The organism is Anabaena sp. WFMT, assembly GCF_051781005.1.
GTDB lineage: Bacteria > Cyanobacteriota > Cyanobacteriia > Cyanobacteriales > Nostocaceae > Anabaena.
In genome coordinates this window covers 220,164-242,715 of the sequence record NZ_JBPWOA010000032.1, presented here as the reverse complement: position 1 = coordinate 242,715, position 22,552 = coordinate 220,164, and the positions used below count along the sequence as shown (strand labels likewise).

At 39.0% G+C, this 22,552-nt stretch carries 22 protein-coding genes; 10 read left to right on the top strand and 12 right to left on the bottom strand.

Annotated features, from left to right (window positions below):
* Window positions 1–77 precede the first annotated feature (77 nt).
* The 7 genes from ACSQ6I_RS21295 to ACSQ6I_RS21265 all read right to left on the bottom strand — a co-directional run bounded on the left by ACSQ6I_RS21295 (window position 78) and on the right by ACSQ6I_RS21265 (window position 5,132).
* Window positions 78–1,160, bottom strand: a complete 1,083-nt coding sequence (locus tag ACSQ6I_RS21295) for an AlbA family DNA-binding domain-containing protein (RefSeq protein WP_438892272.1) — start codon at window positions 1,158–1,160, stop codon at window positions 78–80.
* A 35-nt stretch (window positions 1,161–1,195) separates the two neighbouring features.
* Window positions 1,196–2,256, bottom strand: a protein-coding gene (locus ACSQ6I_RS21290; RefSeq protein WP_438892032.1) for an ISKra4 family transposase whose coding sequence is annotated in 2 segments (ribosomal slippage) — window positions 1,196–2,100 and window positions 2,100–2,256 — 1,062 coding nt in all. Because the reading frame shifts where the segments join, the coding sequence is not laid out codon by codon here.
* A gap of 91 nt (window positions 2,257–2,347) precedes the next feature.
* Window positions 2,348–2,566 (bottom strand): hypothetical protein, encoded by a 219-nt coding sequence (locus tag ACSQ6I_RS21285; protein ID WP_438892271.1) that lies wholly within the window; start codon window positions 2,564–2,566, stop codon window positions 2,348–2,350.
* A 108-nt stretch (window positions 2,567–2,674) separates the two neighbouring features.
* The gene (locus ACSQ6I_RS21280; RefSeq protein ID WP_438892270.1) at window positions 2,675–3,061 is read right to left on the bottom strand and encodes a type II toxin-antitoxin system VapC family toxin; all 387 of its coding nucleotides are present in this window, start codon (window positions 3,059–3,061) and stop codon (window positions 2,675–2,677) included.
* Window positions 3,058–3,285 (bottom strand): type II toxin-antitoxin system VapB family antitoxin, encoded by a 228-nt coding sequence (vapB, locus tag ACSQ6I_RS21275; RefSeq protein ID WP_438892269.1) that lies wholly within the window; start codon window positions 3,283–3,285, stop codon window positions 3,058–3,060. Before vapB ends, ACSQ6I_RS21280 begins: the two co-directional genes overlap by 4 nt.
* Window positions 3,286–3,292: 7 nt before the next feature.
* Window positions 3,293–3,895, bottom strand: coding sequence for a Uma2 family endonuclease (locus ACSQ6I_RS21270; RefSeq protein ID WP_438892331.1), 603 nt, complete (start codon window positions 3,893–3,895; stop codon window positions 3,293–3,295).
* Window positions 3,896–4,016: 121 nt separating this feature from the next.
* The gene (locus ACSQ6I_RS21265; protein ID WP_438892268.1) at window positions 4,017–5,132 is read right to left on the bottom strand and encodes a ferrochelatase; all 1,116 of its coding nucleotides are present in this window, start codon (window positions 5,130–5,132) and stop codon (window positions 4,017–4,019) included.
* A 259-nt stretch (window positions 5,133–5,391) separates the two neighbouring features.
* On the opposite strand from ACSQ6I_RS21265, the gene ACSQ6I_RS21260 reads away from it, so the two are divergent.
* The 5 genes from ACSQ6I_RS21260 to ACSQ6I_RS21240 all read left to right on the top strand — a co-directional run bounded on the left by ACSQ6I_RS21260 (window position 5,392) and on the right by ACSQ6I_RS21240 (window position 11,098).
* Entirely contained in the window at window positions 5,392–6,033 is a 642-nt protein-coding gene (locus ACSQ6I_RS21260; protein ID WP_438892267.1) for a hypothetical protein, read from the top strand.
* Window positions 6,034–6,322: 289 nt separating this feature from the next.
* Window positions 6,323–7,585 (top strand): MFS transporter, encoded by a 1,263-nt coding sequence (locus ACSQ6I_RS21255; RefSeq protein ID WP_438892266.1) that lies wholly within the window; start codon window positions 6,323–6,325, stop codon window positions 7,583–7,585.
* Between the two features lie 134 nt (window positions 7,586–7,719).
* Window positions 7,720–9,612, top strand: a complete 1,893-nt coding sequence (ilvB, locus tag ACSQ6I_RS21250; RefSeq protein ID WP_438892265.1) for a biosynthetic-type acetolactate synthase large subunit — start codon at window positions 7,720–7,722, stop codon at window positions 9,610–9,612.
* Between the two features lie 229 nt (window positions 9,613–9,841).
* Window positions 9,842–10,309: a hypothetical protein gene (locus ACSQ6I_RS21245; protein ID WP_438892264.1), complete on the top strand. Its 468-nt coding sequence runs from the start codon at window positions 9,842–9,844 to the stop codon at window positions 10,307–10,309.
* A 423-nt stretch (window positions 10,310–10,732) separates the two neighbouring features.
* A complete protein-coding gene (locus ACSQ6I_RS21240) occupies window positions 10,733–11,098 on the top strand; it encodes a VOC family protein (RefSeq protein ID WP_438892263.1) in 366 nt (121 codons plus the stop codon).
* Window positions 11,099–11,117: 19 nt separating this feature from the next.
* Here the strand turns inward: ACSQ6I_RS21240 and ACSQ6I_RS21235 are convergent, their stop codons facing one another.
* On the bottom strand, window positions 11,118–12,404 hold the full coding sequence (locus tag ACSQ6I_RS21235) for a hypothetical protein (protein ID WP_438892262.1): 1,287 nt from the start codon (window positions 12,402–12,404) through the stop codon (window positions 11,118–11,120).
* A 433-nt stretch (window positions 12,405–12,837) separates the two neighbouring features.
* On the opposite strand from ACSQ6I_RS21235, the gene ACSQ6I_RS21230 reads away from it, so the two are divergent.
* Complete coding sequence (locus tag ACSQ6I_RS21230) at window positions 12,838–14,139, top strand: acetyl ornithine aminotransferase family protein (protein ID WP_438892261.1); 1,302 nt, start codon at window positions 12,838–12,840, stop codon at window positions 14,137–14,139.
* A 51-nt stretch (window positions 14,140–14,190) separates the two neighbouring features.
* Window positions 14,191–15,075, top strand: a complete 885-nt coding sequence (locus tag ACSQ6I_RS21225; protein ID WP_438892260.1) for a DUF1338 domain-containing protein — start codon at window positions 14,191–14,193, stop codon at window positions 15,073–15,075.
* A 51-nt stretch (window positions 15,076–15,126) separates the two neighbouring features.
* Here ACSQ6I_RS21225 and ACSQ6I_RS21220 read toward each other — a convergent pair whose 3' ends face one another.
* The gene (locus tag ACSQ6I_RS21220; protein ID WP_438892259.1) at window positions 15,127–16,389 is read right to left on the bottom strand and encodes a proton extrusion protein PcxA; all 1,263 of its coding nucleotides are present in this window, start codon (window positions 16,387–16,389) and stop codon (window positions 15,127–15,129) included.
* Between the two features lie 201 nt (window positions 16,390–16,590).
* Window positions 16,591–17,682 (bottom strand): nucleotidyltransferase domain-containing protein, encoded by a 1,092-nt coding sequence (locus ACSQ6I_RS21215; RefSeq protein ID WP_438892258.1) that lies wholly within the window; start codon window positions 17,680–17,682, stop codon window positions 16,591–16,593.
* Between the two features lie 553 nt (window positions 17,683–18,235).
* On the opposite strand from ACSQ6I_RS21215, the gene rplU reads away from it, so the two are divergent.
* The 3 genes from rplU to ACSQ6I_RS21200 all read left to right on the top strand — a co-directional run bounded on the left by rplU (window position 18,236) and on the right by ACSQ6I_RS21200 (window position 20,279).
* Window positions 18,236–18,646: a 50S ribosomal protein L21 gene (gene rplU, locus ACSQ6I_RS21210; RefSeq protein WP_323313980.1), complete on the top strand. Its 411-nt coding sequence runs from the start codon at window positions 18,236–18,238 to the stop codon at window positions 18,644–18,646.
* A gap of 31 nt (window positions 18,647–18,677) precedes the next feature.
* Window positions 18,678–18,956 (top strand): 50S ribosomal protein L27, encoded by a 279-nt coding sequence (gene rpmA, locus ACSQ6I_RS21205; protein ID WP_323313981.1) that lies wholly within the window; start codon window positions 18,678–18,680, stop codon window positions 18,954–18,956.
* A gap of 261 nt (window positions 18,957–19,217) precedes the next feature.
* Window positions 19,218–20,279, top strand: coding sequence for a retropepsin-like aspartic protease family protein (locus ACSQ6I_RS21200; protein WP_438892257.1), 1,062 nt, complete (start codon window positions 19,218–19,220; stop codon window positions 20,277–20,279).
* Here the strand turns inward: ACSQ6I_RS21200 and trpD are convergent.
* Both trpD and ACSQ6I_RS21190 read right to left on the bottom strand, forming a co-directional pair.
* Window positions 20,209–21,267 (bottom strand): anthranilate phosphoribosyltransferase, encoded by a 1,059-nt coding sequence (gene trpD, locus ACSQ6I_RS21195; RefSeq protein WP_438892256.1) that lies wholly within the window; start codon window positions 21,265–21,267, stop codon window positions 20,209–20,211. The genes ACSQ6I_RS21200 and trpD overlap by 71 nt on opposite strands.
* Before the next feature lie 97 nt (window positions 21,268–21,364).
* On the bottom strand, window positions 21,365–22,495 hold the full coding sequence (locus ACSQ6I_RS21190; protein ID WP_438892255.1) for an aldo/keto reductase: 1,131 nt from the start codon (window positions 22,493–22,495) through the stop codon (window positions 21,365–21,367).
* Window positions 22,496–22,552: the final 57 nt, after the last annotated feature.

Genomic DNA, 22,552 nt, shown 5'->3' with positions numbered 1-22,552 from the left:
CTATTTGGGATTTTGTTGACTATGAGAGAAGCGATCGCACTTATGCTATAGTCAAAATTGATGTGCTACTCATATAATTACCCTCCCAAAAGTTTTTTTTGTTTTTCTTGGAATACTTCGATACTCATAAGTGGTTCAGACGAAAAACACTCGATAAACCAGTTAAAAGCTTCAAATACTTGTTTGTCGGATGAGGTGGCACTTAAACTATTGCTTTGCATAAACCAAGAGTTTTTATACTTGTTATCGGTTGCTTTCCTGTATTGAGACGGCAAATCATTTAAATCCGATTCCATCTTAAGTCCATAATTTTTTACATTATTCAATTCGATAGTTATGTTTATTCCTCCGTTGTAAATCTCTTGTTGACAGAGGTTTGCGGCAAATCTAAAAACAGTCGTTACAGTATAAAAAATTTCGTCATCAGAGATAATTTGATTTAGATTATTCCAGGTTCCAGAGAAGTTGATGAACTGTCCACTTTGATATAAACGCCAACACTCATGCCGAAAAAGATCAGTCCAAACTCCAGTCCAATTAGAGCCTATGACAGAATTACCTATTTTACGAGGGTAGCTGTATCCTCCTGGGATTATTGAGACTGCTGTATTTTGTACTAACTCAGAGCATTTATTTCTTGAAGAAATTAACTGTGCATTGTAAGTCTGAGGATACAGATTTATACGCCAATGTAGAGTTTTTAGAGTTTCTATAATAGGCTGAGGTATTTGAGCATAAGTGTTGTCTAATTCCTGTTTAAAATATTTTGCAGTATCTCCTAAAGAATACTGATAAAATTTTGTTTTCTTTTCCTCTTCCATAGCTCTTTGCTCGTCGGGTGAAGCCTCATATGTTCTTTCTCCATCTCCACGACGAATCAGAACTGTATGAGGAGAATATTCCTTCTTGGGTGTTTTTAATTGTTTGGATAGTCTATATAAATATGGAGTTGGAGGAATGGAAATGATCAATAGTTTTATACCATCTACCCAAATTTCTTCACGTTGAATATCTGGAAGTTGAGGTTGGCAATAAGAATTTACTTTTTCAAGAATCTCCCTGCGAGTAGGCACTTCATTTCCGACATCGCGCAAAGTTGGTTTACCATCTGATTTCAACTTATCATCAGCACCTATGACAAGATATCCTGTCGGGAGCATATCAACTTTGTTAGAACAAAAGAACTAAACAGGCTCTAAAGCTTGGCGTTGAGATAAGCACAGCGATGCTTGAGGACTTGAGAGACATTCGATTCATTCCATTGTGCGCCAGAGATTTTTAATCGGCGATCTATCTGTTTGATAGTAGACTCGACGGCACCAGAACCAATAGAACAAATACCCTCGGTTTGATAATAATCATAATTGACAATTCGATGGCGATGAGTTTCCAAATACTGACAGAAATTTTGAGCTTTTTTAGATTGAAGTGGAGATATGAGAGCGAGAGTTTCATCAACTTTTCCTAGCCAAAGAAAAGTTTCCGCAGCTTTGAGTCGCTTGAGAGAACCACCTACTTTATGTAGATTTTCAACAAGATGAAACCAATCTAAAATCTCCCGTCTTTCCCCTGGACAATTAAATTGTCGAATTATCTTCCAAATTCCCGGATGTCCATCACCTAAACAGGTTAATGGATCTGCCAAATGTTGTTGATTTACCCAATCGATTAAAGATTCATTTTCACCCAATCTAGCTACTTTTATTCCTTGGTTAATGCAAATAGCTTTATAGTCTTTCCAGAGGCATGATTCTCCTTTTTGTTCAGTCCTAAGCCTTACCTTTCCACCGTCCACGCTAATTTCTTCTATTTCTTTTTCGTCTCCTATTTCGGGAAACTCATAACGCTGAACGATTCTTTGTTGTGTACTAGCAGAAATCGACATCCCAGTATATTTATAAATATCTTGTGCTGCATTTTCATAGGATACATTTGCACTTGCTCTCAAGCAACATTGCTCTAAATAAGGACTTATTTTTTGATTGTTTTCTAGTTTTAACTTTCGTGCTTGTTTTTCACTGACTGGCAATTCTCCAAGAATGCTTTTTATTATTCTTACTCTTCCCGATGAAGTTCCTGTTGCTTCTTTGAGAAAAAAACCCCTAATTCTGGCGTAATATATTCTAAAGTCTGCGCTCTAATTGTTTTTTCAATTCCTGCTAAACTCTCTAATTCTTCAGTTTTTGCTTCTTGATATAGAATTCCTGCTATGGCTTTGAGATGCTCCTGGAGTTTTTTCTGATTAGCTGGTTCCATGATTGAGTGGGGGATTGATTTCTTCCTTTATTTTCGCTGATTTTTACCCCTACCTGCTAGTTCATCTGTTCTAACAAACTTGAGATGCTCCCTATCCTGTCTGTTCAGCAGTTCCAATATTGCCATTTGCAAGTGCTAGGACATCCTTGATCAATTCTGCCCATTGCTGCTCCTTAAGTTCAGCCCAATTCTGGATATCAGACTGAACTGTAGGTTTGGGTTCATAGATTTTATACAGTTCGATTTTAAAATCAAGCTTTGCACTTTCTTTAGGTTGCGAAATCAGTTGTTGTAGACTATTACTGTCCATCTTTTATTTTTGGGTTGACTGTACTTGTCTAAAAGTATTAATACATTCTATTCTACATAGAACGACAAAACCAGAAACATCTGCAATAAATGGGACTTTTTCCCTTCTTCATGACCACAAACGCTGAACAGAATAGGCATCAAAAGCCACATCACGACTAATCAAAACCAAAGAATGATTTATGGCTTGTGCCACCAGAATGCGATCAAAAGGATCACGGTGATGCAGAGGTAAATAACGGAATTGAACCGTATCAGTAAATGTAATAGGGAGAATCTTGATATCCGCAGCAATGAGTTGAGGTTCAATCTCTTCAAAAGCACCCTGTAGGGTTAGTTTGCCAATGTTGAGTTTAATTGCTATTTCCCAAATACTGGCAATACTCAAAAAAACAGCTTCAGCAGATTCAATTTGATTTTTAGTTGCTGCTGGCAGGTTGCCATCATTAGAGACAAACCAGATAAAAGCATGAGTATCTAATAATAATTTATTCATTCCATATATTCTTTCATATCTTCCAGTGGCTCATCAAAATCATCAGGCAGTGGTAAAACAAATATTCCCTTCATTGTTCCAGCAACACGACGCTTCTTTGTCGGTTCTTCTTGGGTAGAGTCTTTAGCGTGCTTATCTATCAAAAATTCAATGTAATGAAGTACCTCTGTCTGAAGAGACTCAGGGAGTTCTTCTAATTTTTCTAAAATAACTGGCTGTATCATTATATTCTCAACTCCAAACTTCGGTTAAATCCAACACAACCCCAGGTAAAATATCTTCTCCTAACAGACTTGCAGGATGCTCCAAAACTTCCACATTTTTACCTGGACGATAAATTTCCACTCGTTGATTTTTGCGGTCAATCAACCAACCTAAACAAGCGCCATTTTCTATATATTCTCTCATTTTGGCTTGCAACTTTTCCAGAGAATCAGTTTTAGAACGTAATTCCAGCACAAAATCAGGACAAATAGGTGCAAAAGTTTCCTGCTGTTCTAAACTGAGAGCATCCCATCTTTCTTGACGTACCCAAGAAGCATCAGGAGAACGGTCAGCACCATTAGGAAGATGAAAACCAGTTGAAGAGTTAAATGCTTTACCCAGTTTGGTTTGACGGTTCCACAGCCAAAGCTGGCCTTCCATATCCAGGTTTTTGTTTCCAGTATCGCTTCCCGTTGGTGGCATAATAATTAACTCTCCCGTAGCAGTTCGTTCTAATTGTAAATCTCGATTAGCAAGTGCTAAATCAACAAACTGCTCATGGGAGATTTTCAACGTTATTGTAGTAGGGATATTCACAGCCATAGCTGGAGATACATTAGCTTGTGTCATCATTCCCTCCTAAAACTGGTACTTGTAGTTAGTTCCAGATTAACATCCAAACTTGAGGCAAATGCAAAAAGCAGAAGCAAGATAAATATCTTCTTCTGCTTTCTCTGTTTTACCTTATTACCTAATGATGGTGATGATGATGAGTTAAAGCTAACTGTGCATTAACTTCTGTACCTTCTGCTTCCATTAATTTGGCAATATGAGCATTTGCCCATTCAGCAGCCATTTCTAAAAATTGAGGATGATCATTTACACAAGCCATTTGTAAATAATCAACACCAGAATACTGTTTTTCCAAATCATGGATGATGTGATGAACATCTAACAGGGTTTCATGGTTTTCTGTGGCAAAGCCAATAGGCATGAAGATGATCACCTTTGCACCCAATAAAATTAGATTTTGGGCTGCTTGGGTAGCATTTGGCTGAGTCCATTCAATTAGCGGTGTGTCGTGGTTGAGCCAACCTACAGAAATTAAAGGATATCTGTTAATTAACTCATTTCTGACTAATTCGTAAAGCGCTTGACTTTCATCAATTCCTGATGTAAATCCTTTGGCCTTGTGAGGACAACCGTGATTCATCAACACAATACCGATTTGGGAAGGTAGGTAAGCTGATGCTAGATTAGCTTGAATTTTCTCTTCTACCAAATGCGCCAATAAATGAATATATTCCGGTTCGTTGTAAAATGAAGGAATATATCTTTGTGCTTTTACCCAGTGTTCATCACCATCAGCTAATTCAACTAGAGCATTATTAACTTGCTCAATGGCAATACCACTGGTAAAAATAGAATCTACTACCAAAAGTGGATAAATGAGAATTTTGCTAAAGCCTTGCTTTTTAATTTCGGCTAAAACTTGATTTGGCAAGAAAGGAGCGCAAAAGTTAAAGGCTTTGAAAACTTGGACACCACTGCCCCATTTGTGTTGTAATTCGTGTTCAATACCAGCGCGTTGCTGTTCAAAGATGGCATTGTGTGGGGAAATAAAATCGTGGTGAGTGTGTCCCCATTCATGACGATCAAATAATGCCAACAGTTTTGCTAGGGGGGGATAAATCCAGGTGGGAACGGGAGCGAATTTTGCTGTAAGTAGATTTAAAGCTTGTTCGTTATAGTTAGCAAAATCTTCGTAGCTTTCGACTTCGCCATAGCCCATGAGTAATACGGCTACGCGGTCTTGGCTGGATAGATGCTCGTGGGTATGTTGCAGTTTTTCTGGAGTTGCAACCACAATTAAATCCTCAATATAACCAAAATGGAGATAGCGAACTAGAAAAATACTAGATCGTTCATCTTATTCGTAGCATAATATCCCATCCAGGGGGATAGGATAAACATAAACATAAAAATATACATCTAAAGGCATAATATGCTTACTCGCATATACAGGGGTTTGTATCTTTGGTTGCTACTCAAAGGGAACAGGGAACAGTTTTTCCATACTAGGTACTCGTTACTGTTCCCATAACAATTGTTAAAATCAAAAGAAAATGAGCATCATTATTATTTGTCCTGGAATCCATGAACCAGAATTAACCGAAAGCTTTATCAGAGGATTGTTAAATTTAGCGCCGAGTAACGTTATAAGTCTCAATCATCTTAATTCAGAAAAAATACTGGTTTATCCTGGGCAGGGTATTTTAGCTTTATCCGCATTTCATATTTTGCAGTTTTTGAGCAATGCCTACGGAGTGCTGAGTGCAAGTCAGCGATCGCATGATAAGTTAGAATGCCCTGTTATATTCATCAGCTATAGTGCGGGAGTGGTTGGTGCCATTATTGCGGCGACAAAGTGGCAAATGTTGGGCGGGACAGTCAAAGCCTTTATTGCCATAGATGGATGGGGAATGCCACTATGGGGTAATTTCCCAATTCATCGGATGAGTCATGATTACTTCACCCATTGGAGTTCTGCTATTTTAGGTAGTGGGGAAGATAATTTCTACGCTGAACCACCAGTTGACCATTTATCAATGTGGCACTCCCCTCAAACAGTACAAGGCAAATGGGTAGACCGGTCACTAGGTTTATCTTTACCCCAAAATTACCTAAATGCTGCTGAATTTTTGCATTTGTTGCTAAAACGTTATGGAAAAAAGAGTCCGGACAACAAAGTTAGCAACCAGGAGTGAGAATTAGCAAGGACAATAGAGATACAGCGGATTGGAGATCAATGAGGCTTCCGTGAGCGTCAGCGGCTCGAGTGAGCCTTCCCTGCGGGACGCTACGCGAACGCCGAACTCCGATAGCTTGCGTGGCGTAGCCATACGGTACAGAATCTAAATTCAAAGCCAGACACCAAGCCAGTTTTACTCCTGACTCCTGACTCCTGACTCCTCAATTCTTCTATAAATCAATATTTTTGCTGATCCTGCTGCCCTTTGCTTCATCTACCATAGTTCATATTCCTACATATAGTTAATGTTTCCCACTGAACCTACTGCTGTTAATCACGGCTTTGGCACACTGTTAAAAAACAGGGGTTTTATGCTCCTGTGGATTGGACAACTAGTTTCCCAGTTGGCAGATAAGGTATTTTTTGTCTTGATGATTGCCTTGCTGGAGAACTACCCACCGCCACCGGGGTTAGCGGAAAACTCGATGTACTCAACTTTGATGGTGGCATTTACAATTCCAGCGATTTTGTTCGGTTCTGCTGGTGGTATCCTTGTTGACCGCTTACCGAAAAAGTTGGTGATGGTTGGCTCGGATGTGGTGCGGGGATTTTTAACATTATTGATTCCCTTTTTGCCCAGAGAGTTTCTGATTTTGTTAATTCTCACTTTTGCTATTTCTTGTGTGACACAGTTTTTTGCACCAGCGGAGCAAGCAGCAATTCCCCAGTTGGTAGAACGAGAGAATTTAATGGCTGCCAATGCCCTATTTAGCACTACCATGATGGGTGCTTTAATTGTTGGTTTTGCTGTAGGTGAACCAATATTGAGTTTGGCCAAAAGCTATCTAGGCAAAGATTTTGGTCAGGAAATTGTTGTTGGGGCATTATATTTACTATCTGCGGCAATTATGCAGCCTATCAATTTTAAAGAACATCAACCAATTGAGGCGCATTTGGCGGGAACTCATGTTTGGAATGAATTTACAGATAGTTTGCGCTACATCAAGAAAAACCGTATGGTGTTGAATGCTATGCTGCAACTAATGACCTTGTATTGCGTATTTGCAGCGTTAACAGTATTAACGATTAGATTAGCCGCAGACTTTGGTTTAAAGGAAAAACAGTTTGGGTTCTTCTTAGCTGCGGCTGGAGTAGGTATGGTGATGGGAGCAGGTATTTTGGGTCATTGGAGTGATAAGTTGCATCACAAACCTCTACCCCTAATTGGATTTTTGATGATGGCTTTAGTTTTAGGGGTGGTTACTTTTACCCACAGCCTGATTCTAGCGCTGGGACTTTGTGCATTGTTGGGTATAGGTGCTTCTTTAATTGGCGTACCGATGCAAACTTTGATTCAACAGCAAACACCACCGACTATGCACGGTAAGGTTTTTGGCTTTCAAAATCATGTGGTGAATATTGCTCTTTCCCTACCTTTAGCGATCGCTGGCCCATTAACTGATATCTTAGGACTGCGAGTGGTGCTAATGGCTATGAGTTTTGTAGTGGCGCTGATTGGTGTTTGGGCTTGGAAAAATACTCGCCGAGTCTTGCAAGATGTGATTTAAAGATTGTAGAATCATAATCCAGTCTTATGCTCATAGATGGAGATTATCTCAGCATTTTCTGGAATTTTTAAATTAGAATGAAATTTTAAATACAGAATTTAAGCGTTAATTTTAGCTATATTTTGAGGTTAACCGTGCGATCGCCTTCTCAAATCAGTCTCCCACAATCGGAAAATCACAAGCAATCCCCTATCTCTAATTCGTCAGTTGTCACTCCAAAACGGGCATCTGGCGGTTTTGCTTTGTTAGATAGTCTCGTCCGTCATGGTGTTGAGTATATTTTTGGTTATCCCGGTGGAGCAATTCTCCCGATTTATGATGACCTTTATAAAGTAGAAGAAACTGGCCGAGTTAAACATATCCTCGTTAGACACGAACAAGGCGCTTCTCATGCCGCTGATGGTTACGCCCGTGCTACTGGTAAGGTGGGAATATGTTTTGGTACTTCTGGACCAGGAGCAACAAACCTAGTCACAGGTATTGCTACAGCCTACATGGATTCTATTCCCATGATTGTGGTGACAGGACAAGTCCCACGGGCTTCCATTGGTACAGATGCTTTCCAAGAAACAGATATCTACGGGATTACTTTGCCTATTGTCAAGCATTCTTATGTAGTGCGTGACCCGAAGGATATGGCGCGAATCGTGGCAGAAGCGTTCCACATTGCCAGTACTGGTAGACCGGGACCTGTTTTGATAGATGTCCCCAAAGATGTGGCTTTAGAAGAATTTGATTATGTGCCGGTAGAACCAGGTACGGTGAAGTTACCTGGCTATCGTCCCACGGTGAAGGGCAATCCCCGCCAAATTAATGGGGCGATTCAGTTAATTAGAGAAAGCCGCCGTCCGTTATTGTATGTTGGTGGCGGTGCGATCGCATCTAATGCCCACGAAGAAGTCAAACAACTGGCAGAATTATTTAATATCCCCGTCACTACCACTTTGATGGGTATCGGTGCATTTGATGAACATCATCCTCTCTCCTTGGGAATGTTGGGAATGCACGGAACCGCTTACGCTAACTTTGCGGTGACAGATTGCGATTTGCTGATTTGTGTCGGTGCTAGATTTGATGACCGGGTAACAGGTAAGTTAGATGAATTTGCCTCCCATGCGAAGGTTATTCACATCGATATTGACCCGGCTGAAGTAGGTAAAAACCGCGTTCCTGAAGTGCCTATTGTTGGTGATGTTAAGCACGTTCTCACAGATTTGTTACGCCGATGTCAAAACTCAACTCACAAAATTCCACCTCATCAAAATCAAGAATGGTTAAATGTAATTAACCGTTGGAAACAAGATTATCCTTTGGTTGTACCTCATTATCCTGACAGCATTTCCCCCCAAGAGGTAATTGTCGAAATTGGTAGTCAAGCCCCCCATGCTTTCTACACTACAGATGTGGGACAACATCAAATGTGGGCAGCGCAATTCCTCAAAAATGGACCCAGACGTTGGATTTCTAGCGCAGGTTTAGGCACAATGGGTTTTGGTGTCCCTGCGGCTATGGGTGTAAAAGTGGCGTTCCCTGATGAAGAAGTGATTTGTATCAGTGGTGATGCCAGTTTCCAAATGTGTTTACAGGAATTGGGAACCCTTGCACAATATGGCATAAATGTCAAGACAGTGATTTTAAATAATGGCTGGCAAGGAATGGTGCGTCAGTGGCAACAGGCCTTTTATGGTGAGCGTTATTCCTGCTCAAATATGGAAGTAGGAATGCCAGATATTGAATTTTTGGCCAAAGCTTATGGGATCAAGGGGATGGTGATTAGCGATCGCGCTCAATTATCCGATAAGATCGCAGAAATGCTGGCGCACAACGGCCCGGTAATTGTTAATGTCCATGTCACCAGAGATGAAAACTGTTATCCAATGGTAGCTCCTGGCAAAAGTAACGCCCAGATGTTCGGTTTACCTAAGCCCACACCCACAGCCGCCGTTGAGCCAGTTTTTTGCAGCCACTGCGGGACTAAAAACCCCCCTAGCCATAATTTCTGTGCTGAATGTGGAAATAAGTTGTAGATTTTGAACTTCAGTAGGGGCGTATTGCAATACGCCCTTTTGTTGACATATTTACATTTTTGTGATAAACGAAATTTCCACATTTCCACCAAATTAATCAATAAAATATTACCTTGGCATTAAAAAAATTATCCCTGTAGGTTAGTTGTATGAAAAAAAGTAACAGTCTCTGTGATTTTCTGCAATGATTTGGGAATCTTTATAAGTTAGCTCAATCGAAAGGATCATCATGTCTAAAAGTCAGTTGCTCAACAGCCCCAGCAGCACTTCAGTGAAGTTAGAACCAGAAGTAGCACTTGCTATCATTGGACTTTTTTCTGCTGCTGCTGATGGTGAAGGGATTATTTCCACCGAAGAATATCCATTACCGGAAATGTTTGATGGTATTGGATTGTTTGAAGAGTACGCTGAGAAAGACTTTGACAAGTTGACAGCAAAAGTCAACACCGTGATTAAGGAAACAGAAGTAGGAAATTTGATTGCTGGTGCGATCGCATCTTTACCAGATAAAGATTACCGTGAAATTGCATACGTCACTGCGCTCTTAGTCGTAGGTATGGATGAAGACACACTCGACGCAGAGCAAGAGTATCTCTTTGAACTTCAGGAAATATTGAAAATTTCCGATGAACGAGCAGAAGAACTGATCGATGAAGTCTTCGAGGAATATGAAGACGAAGAGGAAGAGGAGGAATAATAATTATTATTGGTCTATCTAAATTTCTAGTATTACCAACTCTCAGCAGGTTATTTGCTTTGTCATTGTCAGCTACATAAGTTGATATAGCTCATGGGTAGCATTTTTTAGGCTATCGTGGGCTTTTTGCGTGTATAGCAAAGTGATGAGTCCTGACATTGCACCCAACGCAGAAACGCTATATTTGATTTACAGCAGATTGCAGATTAATAAGGTACAGAATCAAAATTGAAACCTAGACACCAAGCCAGTACAGAGCGATGAGTAACGAGTAACGAGTAATGAGTAAGAAGGAGAGTCAAGCACTCGGTACGGGCTAAACGCCCCGCTACCGCTAACGGTACTTGGTACTCACAACTCTTCCGACTCCTGACTCCTGAATTCTGCTGTAATTACCATCCAAATCAAAAGCGGAGGTATGAGATGACCATAACTCTCAATCACACCATAGTACCAGCACAGAACAAAGAAGCCGCAGCACGTTTCTTTGCAGAAATTTTTGGACTAAAAGTTGAATCTCCTATTAGTCACTTTGCGGCTGTTCATGTTAACGACAAGCTGACCCTTGATTTTGCAGACAGAGAAGATTTTGAATCACATCATTATGCATTTCATGTCACTGATGAGGAATTTGATACTATTTTCGCACGGGTAAAACAGGTAGGTTTAGAATATAGTAGCGACCCCATGCATAAAGATAAAGGTCAAATTAACCATAGAAATGGAGGGCGTGGTTTTTATTTTTATGACATTGATGGTCATAATTTAGAACTGTTAACCCGTGCGTAAATATTTGGCTTGAGGCTTTTTACTTCTTCACCAAAATATATGCGGTAGCATAGGAGGGTAATTGCTGAATATGCTGCCCAAAATCTTTTTTATTCTGAAAAATACCCGCCAGAAAATCGAGTTGTCCAAGATTGGGTAAAAACGCTCCACCTGTATCTGCAAGTACTCCCATTTGTAGACGTTTTCTGCCACCTTGATTATACTCCATCACAATCACCCGACCTAACCCAATATTTAGGACATCACCAGCAAAAGTAACGCCTGGTTTGATCGATATTTTGGCATTTATATTGTGTCCATAACCTTTGATTTCATCAACTTTTCTAAAATACCAATAACGCTTTTGCGATGTGGCTTTTAATCCTCTCACATAAGATATGCCATTGTTCCTATCCACATTAAAAAATGCTTTTGAACCATCTGTAAAATTAATGAGAATTGTTCCCTCCATCAAAGCTTCTTCTAAACCTTCACGGGTTAAATATGCTAGAGGCTCAACTTTACCAAATTCTTTACCACCAGGTTCATAAATACCTTTCAAAACATCCTGCTTAGTGTATTTAGTGTAGAAATTATCGGCAGCATAATTTTCTTTTAAACTATAAATTGGTATATTATATTTAGCTGTTTTTGTCCGAGAGCCAGGATGAGTAAAAACAGCATATTTTGTAATTCTCAGTTGTTTTTGTTTGGGTTGCTCAGGATTATAAGCAGACCATTTGATAACTCGGAAATTAGCATTGATAAAATTTGGATCTTCTAAACGAGTTGGGCGATTATTACTAATGTCCTCTTGTAAGACTACAATCATAAAATCCAAGGTTTTGAGAATGTCTTCTACAGTGACCCCTTGGCTTAATAACAATCCATTGCGAGAAATATCTGGGTCTGCTTTAGCATAATCTTGGTAATATTTTCTCGTATTAGTGAGAACCGTTAATAAATCCGCTTGATTAAAATTAATTTTTGTAGTTGGTAACTTTGCTGGTTTTAAAACGTGTTTACCATTTACACTATATTTATATTTTTTCCATTCATCAATCACAGAATAAAATATAGATGTAGCTTGGGTATTTTGACTAATATTTAAATCAGATATGGGCTGATTAGTTAAATTATTAAGTGGCGTTTCATTCAGAGGAGCTTGAGTTTTAATATTTTGTTCAGGCTGGATTTTGCTTAAGTTAGATGTATTGCTTTGCTGAGGTTCTAGCTGTGCATATAGATGTTGATGAACCAAGCTAACTACTAAGAAACTAGCAATACCTGCTGTGATTTGGAATTTACGATTGCAGAAGATATTCATAAGCTTAAAAAGAAGTAAATTTCTAAATTTATCTGTGTGCTGAAGGTAATGCTTAATAGTGCATTATACCTTTGTATTCTTAATTACCTTTGTCTGTAGCCGCAAAAGCAATTACCAATCCTAATTAGTAGCAGATAACCTGAGAATTTGCACTAAATCTTTCTCTGGATTCATGAAAAATTGTTGATATCTGGATAAAATTACTATAGCGTTTCCCTATCATAATTTGACCACTGAGAACACAGAGAGAAATAAAATATCTTCACGAATTATTGTGTAGAGTTTAATCAGGAATTTTACCAATTACCAATTACCAGCCTAAACTAGATGACTAGCAACTTAGGTTATTACACAAATAGCAGCAAATGTTACGGTAATTAAATTGGAATTTCCAGTTTAATCATTGGTAATTTAAAAAACATCTCATAAAACCATGTTAAGTATTCCTGTTAATTTGGGTTTACCGCGTCTACCTCGCTTGCTAACTGCATTACCTGGGACTCGCGCCCAAGCAATTATAAACAGAGACAAAGCTGTAACTTCTCCTTCCTATACCCGTGACTATCCCCTAGTAGCAGCACGGGGAGAAGGTTGTATGCTAGAAGATGTTGATGGTAATGTGTTTCTGGATATGACCGCAGGTATAGCTGTCACCGCTACTGGACACGCTCACCCAGATGTTGTCAAGGCAATTCAAGTCCAAGCGGCACAGTTGTTGCATATGTCGGGGACTGATTTTTATTATGAACCGATGGTAGAATTAGCGGAAAAATTAGCTAGTCGCGCTCCTTTTCCCCAAGGTGCAAAGGTGTTTTTTACCAATTCAGGGGCGGAGTCAAATGAAGGAGCTATTAAACTAGCTCGATATTACACCAAACGTCCCCTAATTATTGCCTTTTTGGGTGCATTTCACGGACGCACCTATGGCGCAATGTCTCTTACTGCTTCTAAAGCTGTGCAACGGGCGCAATTTGGCCCTTTAGTTCCAGGGGTTACTCATATTCCCTATGGGACTCATGCCAGTTTAGATTATCTAGAGAAACAGTTATTTGGGTCTATGCTACCACCCCAGGAAGTAGCTGCAATAGTGGTAGAAGCTATTCAGGGGGAGGGGGGTTATATAGTTCCAGAGGATGATTTTTTGCTCAGAATTAGGGAAATGTGCGATCGCTATGGCATCTTAATGATAGTCGATGAAGTGCAATCAGGTATGGGGCGCACTGGTCGCTTATTTGCTATTGAACATTGGGGCGTTATGCCTGATATTATCACCACCGCCAAAGGTATCGCCAGTGGTTTACCTTTAGGTGCAATTCTTTCCCGACCTGAGTTCATGACCTGGCCTCCTGGTTCCCACGCTACCACATTTGGCGGTAATCCTGTCGCTTGTGCTGCCGGTATTGCAACTTTGCAATTATTAGAAAATGGTTTAATAGCAAATGCTACCCAAATGGGAGAACTATTACAAGCAGGTTTAACTCAATTACATGAAAAATTTCCCACAGTTTCCCCACCACGAGGTAAAGGTTTAATGGTGGCTGTAGACTTATGGGATAAAGAAGGTAATTATCATCCCCAACTACGTGATCATATTATTCAAGAAGCATTTTTAAGAGGTTTATTATTGCTAGGTTGCGGTAAAGCAGCAATTCGTTTTTGTCCACCTTTAGTCATAGATAATCACCAAATTCAAGCAGCATTAGCAATTATTTCAGAAATCTTAAGTTCTCTGTAAATTAAATTTTGGGCTTTTTGTATTTAGAAAAAATCTCACACCTAGAAAAATATGAAATCTGAATTTATTGCTCAGATGTTCTCAATACTTTGGCAAGAATATAGTTCTAGAGTCAGCTATGCCCGCATTTATCAACAAATGATTACCAATGCAGGTGGAATTGTTGCTAATGATCATATTGCTTTTCGGTCTTTGCGTTTAGTTGTCGATAATAACCAAGGTAAAATAAACTTAGGAATTGATTATTTAGGAAAATTTTTTACCAGTTTAGGTTATATCTCATCTGGTGAATATAGTTTTCCTCAAACCCATCTTTATGCACGTTATTATTCTCACCCACAACAAGAAAAATTTAACTTACCTAAATTATTTATCAGCGAATTAATAGTTGATGAACTACCTGATAATATTGCTCAACTTATTCAACAAACAGTTAATCAATCTCCCCATTTTCCTAAAATTGACGACTTAGAAATTAACCAACTTCCGCAAGTTTTTACCCGTCCTTGGCAACCACCTCACCGTTCTGTGATAGAAAAAGTAAATCAAGTAACACAATATGGTGCTTGGGTTCTCTTACATGGTTACGCAGTTAACCACTTTACAGGATACGTCAACCACCAAAACACAGCCACATATCCAGATATAGATAGTACTGCTATTGGTTTAACTAACTTGGGTGTACCCATGAAAGCAGAAATAGAAGGTAATATTGCTTCTGGTTTACGACAAACAGCAACCCAAGCAGTAACAGAGTTAGTCACAGTAATAGATGATCAAAATCGTGCAGAAATTCACATACCTTGGACTTATGCTTATTATGAAATCGCTCAACGTTATCAGGTGGAAGTTACACCCGGAAATTATCAATTATTTGATGGTTTTTTAGGCAAAAACGCCCAACAATTATTTGAAATGACACGTCTATCAGAATAATACAGACGATTGCAGGTAAATGAAGGCTTATTGCAATACGATCCTACTATATCATTCATCCATGTCTTTCAATGTAGCTAATGCTGAAGGAGATAAGCGACTGAGATAACGGAATATCCAGTATTTAAATATAGTATTTAAAATTACTGGAAATGTAGCAATAAATAGAAAAATTCCGCTTCTAGTTGCTGATAAACCTAAATGTTTAGCTATTCCTTCCAAAAGGATTTCCCACCCATGTGGTGAGTGAAAACCAACGAACATATCTGTAAGCAAAATAATCAAAAAAGCCTTAGCGCTGTCGCTTAACCCGTAGACAATTTCATCTATAAAAGACTGAACAAAAATAATATTTTTTTTATTGAAAGCAACAACTATAGCAAAGGAAATTAGTGATATTAAATCAGCAAAGACATTACTAATAGCACTGCTGCTTTGATTACGAAACTCTTCTGCTACCGCCAAGGCTTTAGTTTTAACCTGTGCTGCAATTTTTTCGGATGAAATTTCTGGTGCTTGTTGTAATAGATTTTTAAATTTCAATAATTTTCCAAAATTATTTAATTCATGGAGTGCTTTTTCCTCCATTTCCGAATTCATAAAAATTTGCACCGTATTTTCACCTCTAAAGTGTTCTACTAAAGGAATTACTAATAGTTGCTTAGAAAAATGATGAGTTAATAGCGGTACTATAATCAGCATTAATAAAAATTTGATTGATCTTCTTGTCCTATTTCTAGAAATCCGATAGTTTCTGACAAATTCTTCTTCTGCTTTTGGTGTAAATTCGTTAGTTATTTTACTAACTGTTCTACCAATTGATCTCGGCAATACACCAGTCTTCTCAGTGATGAATGGTGCTTTAATAATATCTATATCAGATGAATTTGCATCGTTTTTAACCGCTTGAAGATTAATTTGTAGTGCTGGTGGATTTATTTCATTTGATGCAATATATTTAGATATGACTTCATCAATAAACTTAAGCTTTTCTAATAAATCTGCATTTGTAGTATTAACTAATTTAAGTCCTAATTGAAATTCTGCTAATCTCACTTTAATAATAGCTAAATTTCTATTCAGATTTCCTTGCCAGAAAGCCATCACATTTTCAGTATAATTCCCTGATTCGGGAGAAATTTTTTTGCCATTAAACTGGTCAATTTCAATATTTTGAATCGCTTGAGCAGCTTGATAAGCTTCTAAGATAGCTCTTTCTGGAGTATTGAAAAACCAGCGATTAAATAAACGCCAGTATTCTGCCGTTTTTTGGCGAATTAATCTTATATTTCGGATAAAATATGACTCTTTCATTGCAGATATTTCAAGATATGAACAAACTCTTATTTTAAATTATTATTGGCAATAGTTAAGAGCTAATTGCAGATTTTTTCACTATAGCAATCCTCAATGATGAATGAACACATACAGCAGATTGCAAGTTGGCGTTGCATAAATGCAGGATGATTTTTATCACGCAGAGGCGCAGAGACGCGGAGAGGATCAAGAGTTGCTTTATTGCCAACCTTGCATTTCAACTAATTCCATACACAAACCATTAATTTGCTCTAAATCAGGTTTATGAGGTAGAGTTGACTGTTCATAAAAAATATCCATTTGAGCAACTAAATGCTCGGCCATTTTCATTAATTGATCATAGGTATATTCTCCTCTGAGAATAGCTTTTAAATCATCAACATCACCAGCTATTTTTCTATCTACAATTACTTCTCCTTGCTGTAATATTTCCAAACCACTACGTAGTAATCGAATGCAGTGCATCCCATGTTTTAAGTCATAACCAGAATTTTTTTCCATTTCTGCCCTAGCCGGATTTCTATTTTCCTGCCAAGATAGATAAGCTTTCCATTCTCTTAAGGCGATTTGATAACTTTGACTTTTTTGCAGCAGCCGAATAAAGTCTTTGCGGCTATTGGTTAGATTTTGTGTATATTCTAAAGCTTCATCTGCTAAGGTATATTGTTTCAATAAACCTTTAAAATCAACATCTGCTGTCAGTAATTTATATAATTGTTCAGATTCTTCTAGAAATTCAATTTTTCCTCTAATTAAGATATAAAGATATTCCAAAAAAGCATTTAGCTCATCTTTGCTTAGTGGGGCTTCATCTTCTATGCCAAAATCAGAAGGGATGGGTTTTTTGGCTGGTGGATTTAACAACCACTTGCGATGGGTTTCCATTTTTTTAATTTGGGCAAAAGCATAACCAGAATAAGTATGTTTAACTTTTTTACTTAAAAATATTTGCCTGTTGTTTATTAAATGCTCACCAATTTTTGTGATCATAGGATAGGTAGGCAACCAGAGCAATTCTAAAACATTGGGATTTGCTCCTGCGAGTAAATGTAAAACTTTTCTGAGTTCATAAATTACTGTATCTTGATTGCCATCTATAAACGGAAAAATCCCTGGTTCATCCCAACCAGTATCTTTTTGTTCTATACTATCAAATCCTAAATAGTAACGCTTAGGGGCAATAAATACTCCTCGATAGTCATAATCTGAATCAGGACGATTTAAGCCATAGCCGTGACTACCAGCTAAACCTACAAAAATAGTTCTTTGTTCAACTTCTATTCTTTTCATAAACCTCATGGGTAAGTTGCGACAAGGCATCCATTAAGAGACTTCCAAATAAAAAGTATCCCATTGTTTGGAAAGCAGGCCTGCCCCCTGAGCGAAGTCGAAGGGGGGGAGAAAAAAGTCGTTTTGATTCAGTAAAATAGGATAATTTACTTTGTGGAGTTCTCTAAGATTGTATTTTCACATATTGATATAGTGCCTCTACGGTTTATCTTAACCGAACCATATTCTATAATAGAAGTTAAAAAAAATCTGAGCAATTCTAGCGGCTGCTCAGATGTGTAAAATGTTTTTTCTGTCTGTGTCTGTGTTAACTACACAAGCAAACTTCACGATTCCGGTGATGAGGTCAAATTTTGCAGACAAAATTTCTTATTATTAATTTGCTTGACTTAATGGCATTGATTACAGTACAGTTTTAGATTGTCTGTCTAATTCCTGCTCGGATCAGGTAGACATTCTTAAAAAGCTGGCGAAAGCGATAAAAAGCTACAAAATATTGTCTCTACAGGAGATAAAAGCCAGCTACCTGTACGGCAACTTCAAGGACAACTCGATGACTTACGCAATTATTGAAACTGGCGGCAAACAGATTAAAGTCGAAGCGGGTCGATTTTACGATATTGAACTGCTTAGTATCGAACCAGATGAAAAAGTTACAATAGACGCAGTATTACTGGTGCAGCACGAAGGAGAAGTCTCTATTGGGCAGCCACTAGTGGCAGGTGCAACTGTAGAGGGGACGGTAATGCGGCACTTTAGAGGTCGTAAAGTCCTGGTCTATAAAATGAAGCCGAAGAAGAAAACCCGCAAAAAACGCGGACATCGCCAGGAAATCACCAGACTTTTGATTAACTCCATTAATCTCAACGGTGCGGTTTTGGTGTATGAAGAAGCACCAACCACTGCGGAAACTCCCAATATTGTGGACAGCGCTCCTGCTGAAGAAGCTGTTGCTGCTGAATAATAAACAGAAGTAAATAAATTAAGAGGACATTATGGCTCATAAGAAAGGAACGGGTAGTACGCGTAACGGTCGCGATTCTAATGCTCAACGTCTGGGCGTAAAACGCTTTGGTGGTCAAGTTGTACGTGCGGGCAATATTCTGATCCGTCAGCGTGGTACTAAAATTCACCCTGGGAATAATGTCGGTATCGGCAACGATGATACTCTATTTGCTTTAGTTGATGGTGTAGTTACCTTTGAAAGAAAGGGCAAAACCCGGAAAAAAGTGAGTGTTTATCCAGTGGTTGCTGTTGAAGCAGTAGCAAGTTAAGTATTAGTTACTTAGTCATTAGTCAATGGTCATTAGTCAATAATTGATGATCATTGACAAAAACCGTGAAATTTAGGATTTTAGGTTTTTAAACTTGACAGTATCAAGGGAACACCAAAAAATAAATTACCTACAAATTAGAGATGTTTGTGCAGGTGATTACCGAAATTAATTAAAAATTAAATAATTCAAGCTAGGGCATCTTTTTCTTTGGGAGGGGTACACTTGGAGAGAGCCAGGGCGGTTAACCTGAAAGTCATTATGCTTGAGTCTTTTTTATCCCGCGCAGCCCTAATTTTTCTCTCCGGTAGTCTAGCTGTTGTGACTGTTGCCTGTAGTGAAAACAAACAGATAACGACGACCGATGGTGATAAGCAATCTGTGCCTATTGGTAATTTGGCAGCTGTACAGCCGCCTACCAGGAAGCCAATGCTGCTGCCAGCCAGCCCAAAACCACAGCAAACAGAAGAGTCAGTGACTGCACCAAGTGCTTTAGAATTGGCGCTAGATAAGGCTACGGGAGGGTTGAATATTAGTAAATCTGCTCAATCTTCAGATGATTGGAATTTGGTGGCAAGTCAGTTTCAGGATGCGATCGCTCTTTTGAAACAGGTACGAAAAGACAGCCCCAATTTTCCCTTCGCGCAAAGACAAATTGCCGAATATCAACGTCAAGTTCAATTAGCCAGACAGAAAGCCAATCCTAACAGCGTCGCATCTCCAGTTATACCCAGGCAAAAGGTAGTTGTTGTTGTTCCCCAACCAAAACCAAAAGTACAACGTTACACAACTCCCTTCCCCTCTAGACAAGTGCAACCACTACCACCACCCCAGCCGATTTTCCCTTCATCGGAACTCCTCGCCCAAAATAACGAGGTGTTTGTAGCACCTATTAAGCGGCGACTTGGTGGCACGCCCATTGTAGAAGTTACCTTTAATGGTAGACAGCGATTTGAGATGATCGTAGATACAGGGGCAAGTGGGACTGTGATTACTCAACAGGTAGCAAACGCTTTGGGTGTAGTACCAGTGGGGAAAGCTAGGGCTAATACCGTCAGTTCCAAATCTGTGGAATTTCCGGTTGGCTATCTGGATTCGATGGAAGTTGGGGGGGTAATGGTGAATAAAGTTCCAGTTGCGATCGCTGGTGTAGAACTAGAAACAGGACTGCTAGGACATGACTTTTTTGGCAACTACGACGTTACTATCAAACGCAATGTTGTCGAATTCCGTCCCCAACAACACTCAGAAATTAATCGCGCAGGAATTCAACTAACTGTGCCAACTTTTTCCAGGGGCTACCGCTTTGTAAAATTTCCCTAGCTAAACTCACACCTTGAGCATGGTTCAACAGCGGAACTGCACCAGCCACTTGTAGAGCTAAGGAAGCATTTAACGCCACTGCATCCTGTTGTGCTTGAGTTCCCTTTCCTTGCAACACGTCCTTGAGAATTTGAGCATTCTCTTGGACATCTCCACCCTTCAAGGCTGCTATTGGCGCAGGTGTGATACCTATTTCTTGGGGATTAACAGTCGTTAACTGTACTTCACCATCTGATAATACTGCCAAATCAGTAATATCCCCTAACCCCGCTTCATCTAATTTTTCTCGTCCATGCAGTACAATTGCCTTCTGTGTTCCCAATTGGTTTAATGCTTGAGCGATCGTTTCTATCAGTTGGGAATCAAACACCCCAATCACCTGGCCAGTAGGACGCAAGGGATTTACCAAAGGGCCAAGTAAATTAAACACAGTCCGCACCTTCAAACTTCTCCGCAACGGTGCAACTGCTTTCATTGCTGGATGCCAACCAGGGGCAAATAAAAAGGTAATTCCCACCTCTTTTACTGCTGCTTGCACCTTGTCACTAGTAGCATTCAAATTAACTCCCAATGCTTCTAAAACGTCAGCACTTCCCGTCAAACTAGATGCAGAACGACTACCGTGTTTAGCAACGGGTACACCAGCAGCAGCAGCCACAAAAGCCACCGCTGTAGAAATATTAAAAGTTGATGCCCCATCTCCACCAGTCCCACAGGTATCAATCAGCCGTAGGGGCGGGGTATCCCCGCCCTTGTTTGTCGGTACAGCAGACAGAGATTTTAATACTTCAGCCATTCCTGTTAATTCTTCAGCAGAAACGCCTTTGAAGTGCAATGCTGTTAAAATTGCTCCTGATAACTCTGGAGGAATCGCTTCATTTATCCATCCTTGCATCAACTCTGCTGCTTGAGTACGGGATAATGATTGCCGGTCTAATAGTTGTTGCAGCAGAATAGACCAATTAAGAGGAACTGAGGAAGTAGTCATGACGTAGGTTTTCAGTTGATCGAACTGGGAGTTATCCTACCGAAAAATGGGCAGCTTTCGATTCCGATCAAGATTTTTGTTTCGTGCGATCGCTATATTAACCCCACAATCTTCTCCCTGCTTTTCCATTTAATCTCTCATGGGTATCTGCTAACAAAGCTGGAATATCTAAATTTTCAGGACATTTAGGCAAACAATCACCACATTCTGTACAACGATTACCCTTCATTCCTGGAAACCAATGACCGGCATTTTCAAACATTCCATAACGATATTTTCCATAATCGTTCATATCATAAGCTACTGCTAAATTTCTCAATCTGAGAATTTCAGGAATATTGATATTTTCTGGACAAGGTAAACAAGCATAACACTGACTACATTTATCAGTATTTAAAACCATTCTTTGTTGAGTTTCTAATTTTTCAAAAACATTAATTTCTGCTGATGTTAACTCACTAACATGATCAGCAAATTTTAAAGGTGTAATTAATTCTTCTGGAGTTGCCGCACCTAAACTCAAGGTTGTAATGCGGTTGTCACTCAACAAAAATCTATAGTTTAATTCTAAAGGTGTAAATGGCTGACAAAGTTCTTTTAAAGTTGAGGGTGGTGTATAAAGTCTTCCTCCTTTATCCGCTGGAGAAATAATAAAAATACCCATATCTTTTTTTGTAGCTAAATCAATAGCTGAAGCGTTGCGTTGGAAAAAATAATAATAATGTAAATTAATAAATTCAAACAAACCTGTATTAATTGCTGCCAGAATTATATCTAATGAAGCGTGAGTAGAAAAACCAACGTGTTTAACTCTGCCATCATTTATAGCTGCTTTTACAGCTTGCATACAGCCATTTTTCGCTTGTACCCATTCTAGATGTTCTTGGGTATTTAAACCGTGAATACCCAAACAATCAAGATAATCTAAATTCAAGCGTTGTAATGATTCATCAATATACTGACGCATGGTATTAGCGTCGGGAGTGGGGGGAATTTTAGTAGTGATATATAGTTGGTTTCTGGGTACTGATAAACCAGCTTTGATTGCTGCACCTAAATACTCCTCACTTTTACCGTAACCTCTGGCTGTTTCAATGTGATTAATTCCCAAAAATAAAGCTTTTTCAATGGTTTTTTGAGCATTTTCGACGTTATCCAAATAACGCATTGTTCCCAAAGAAAAAACCGAGATGTGTAAATTAGTTTTACCAAAGCGTCGATATTGCATAAATTGGGGGAATAAGGAAGAGGGAACAGGGAATAGACAAGAGGTAAAAGTTGATTA

Bases quoted from the DNA above. Each gene is read 5' to 3' on its own strand.
- ACSQ6I_RS21200 (WP_438892257.1), top strand. From the start codon at position 19,218: ATGCTTGAGTCTTTTTTATCCCGCGCAGCCCTAATTTTTCTCTCCGGT.
- ACSQ6I_RS21230 (WP_438892261.1), top strand. From the start codon at position 12,838: ATGTTAAGTATTCCTGTTAATTTGGGTTTACCGCGTCTACCTCGCTTG.
- trpD (WP_438892256.1), bottom strand. From the start codon at position 21,267: ATGACTACTTCCTCAGTTCCTCTTAATTGGTCTATTCTGCTGCAACAA.
- rpmA (WP_323313981.1), top strand. From the start codon at position 18,678: ATGGCTCATAAGAAAGGAACGGGTAGTACGCGTAACGGTCGCGATTCT.
- ACSQ6I_RS21225 (WP_438892260.1), top strand. From the start codon at position 14,191: ATGAAATCTGAATTTATTGCTCAGATGTTCTCAATACTTTGGCAAGAA.
- ACSQ6I_RS21240 (WP_438892263.1), top strand. From the start codon at position 10,733: ATGACCATAACTCTCAATCACACCATAGTACCAGCACAGAACAAAGAA.
- ACSQ6I_RS21215 (WP_438892258.1), bottom strand. From the start codon at position 17,682: ATGAAAAGAATAGAAGTTGAACAAAGAACTATTTTTGTAGGTTTAGCT.
- ACSQ6I_RS21235 (WP_438892262.1), bottom strand. From the start codon at position 12,404: ATGAATATCTTCTGCAATCGTAAATTCCAAATCACAGCAGGTATTGCT.
- ACSQ6I_RS21285 (WP_438892271.1), bottom strand. From the start codon at position 2,566: ATGGACAGTAATAGTCTACAACAACTGATTTCGCAACCTAAAGAAAGT.
- ACSQ6I_RS21190 (WP_438892255.1), bottom strand. From the start codon at position 22,495: ATGCAATATCGACGCTTTGGTAAAACTAATTTACACATCTCGGTTTTT.
- ACSQ6I_RS21295 (WP_438892272.1), bottom strand. From the start codon at position 1,160: ATGCTCCCGACAGGATATCTTGTCATAGGTGCTGATGATAAGTTGAAA.
- ACSQ6I_RS21270 (WP_438892331.1), bottom strand. From the start codon at position 3,895: ATGACACAAGCTAATGTATCTCCAGCTATGGCTGTGAATATCCCTACT.
- ACSQ6I_RS21280 (WP_438892270.1), bottom strand. From the start codon at position 3,061: ATGAATAAATTATTATTAGATACTCATGCTTTTATCTGGTTTGTCTCT.
- rplU (WP_323313980.1), top strand. From the start codon at position 18,236: ATGACTTACGCAATTATTGAAACTGGCGGCAAACAGATTAAAGTCGAA.
- vapB (WP_438892269.1), bottom strand. From the start codon at position 3,285: ATGATACAGCCAGTTATTTTAGAAAAATTAGAAGAACTCCCTGAGTCT.
- ACSQ6I_RS21245 (WP_438892264.1), top strand. From the start codon at position 9,842: ATGTCTAAAAGTCAGTTGCTCAACAGCCCCAGCAGCACTTCAGTGAAG.
- ACSQ6I_RS21260 (WP_438892267.1), top strand. From the start codon at position 5,392: ATGAGCATCATTATTATTTGTCCTGGAATCCATGAACCAGAATTAACC.
- ACSQ6I_RS21255 (WP_438892266.1), top strand. From the start codon at position 6,323: ATGTTTCCCACTGAACCTACTGCTGTTAATCACGGCTTTGGCACACTG.
- ACSQ6I_RS21220 (WP_438892259.1), bottom strand. From the start codon at position 16,389: ATGAAAGAGTCATATTTTATCCGAAATATAAGATTAATTCGCCAAAAA.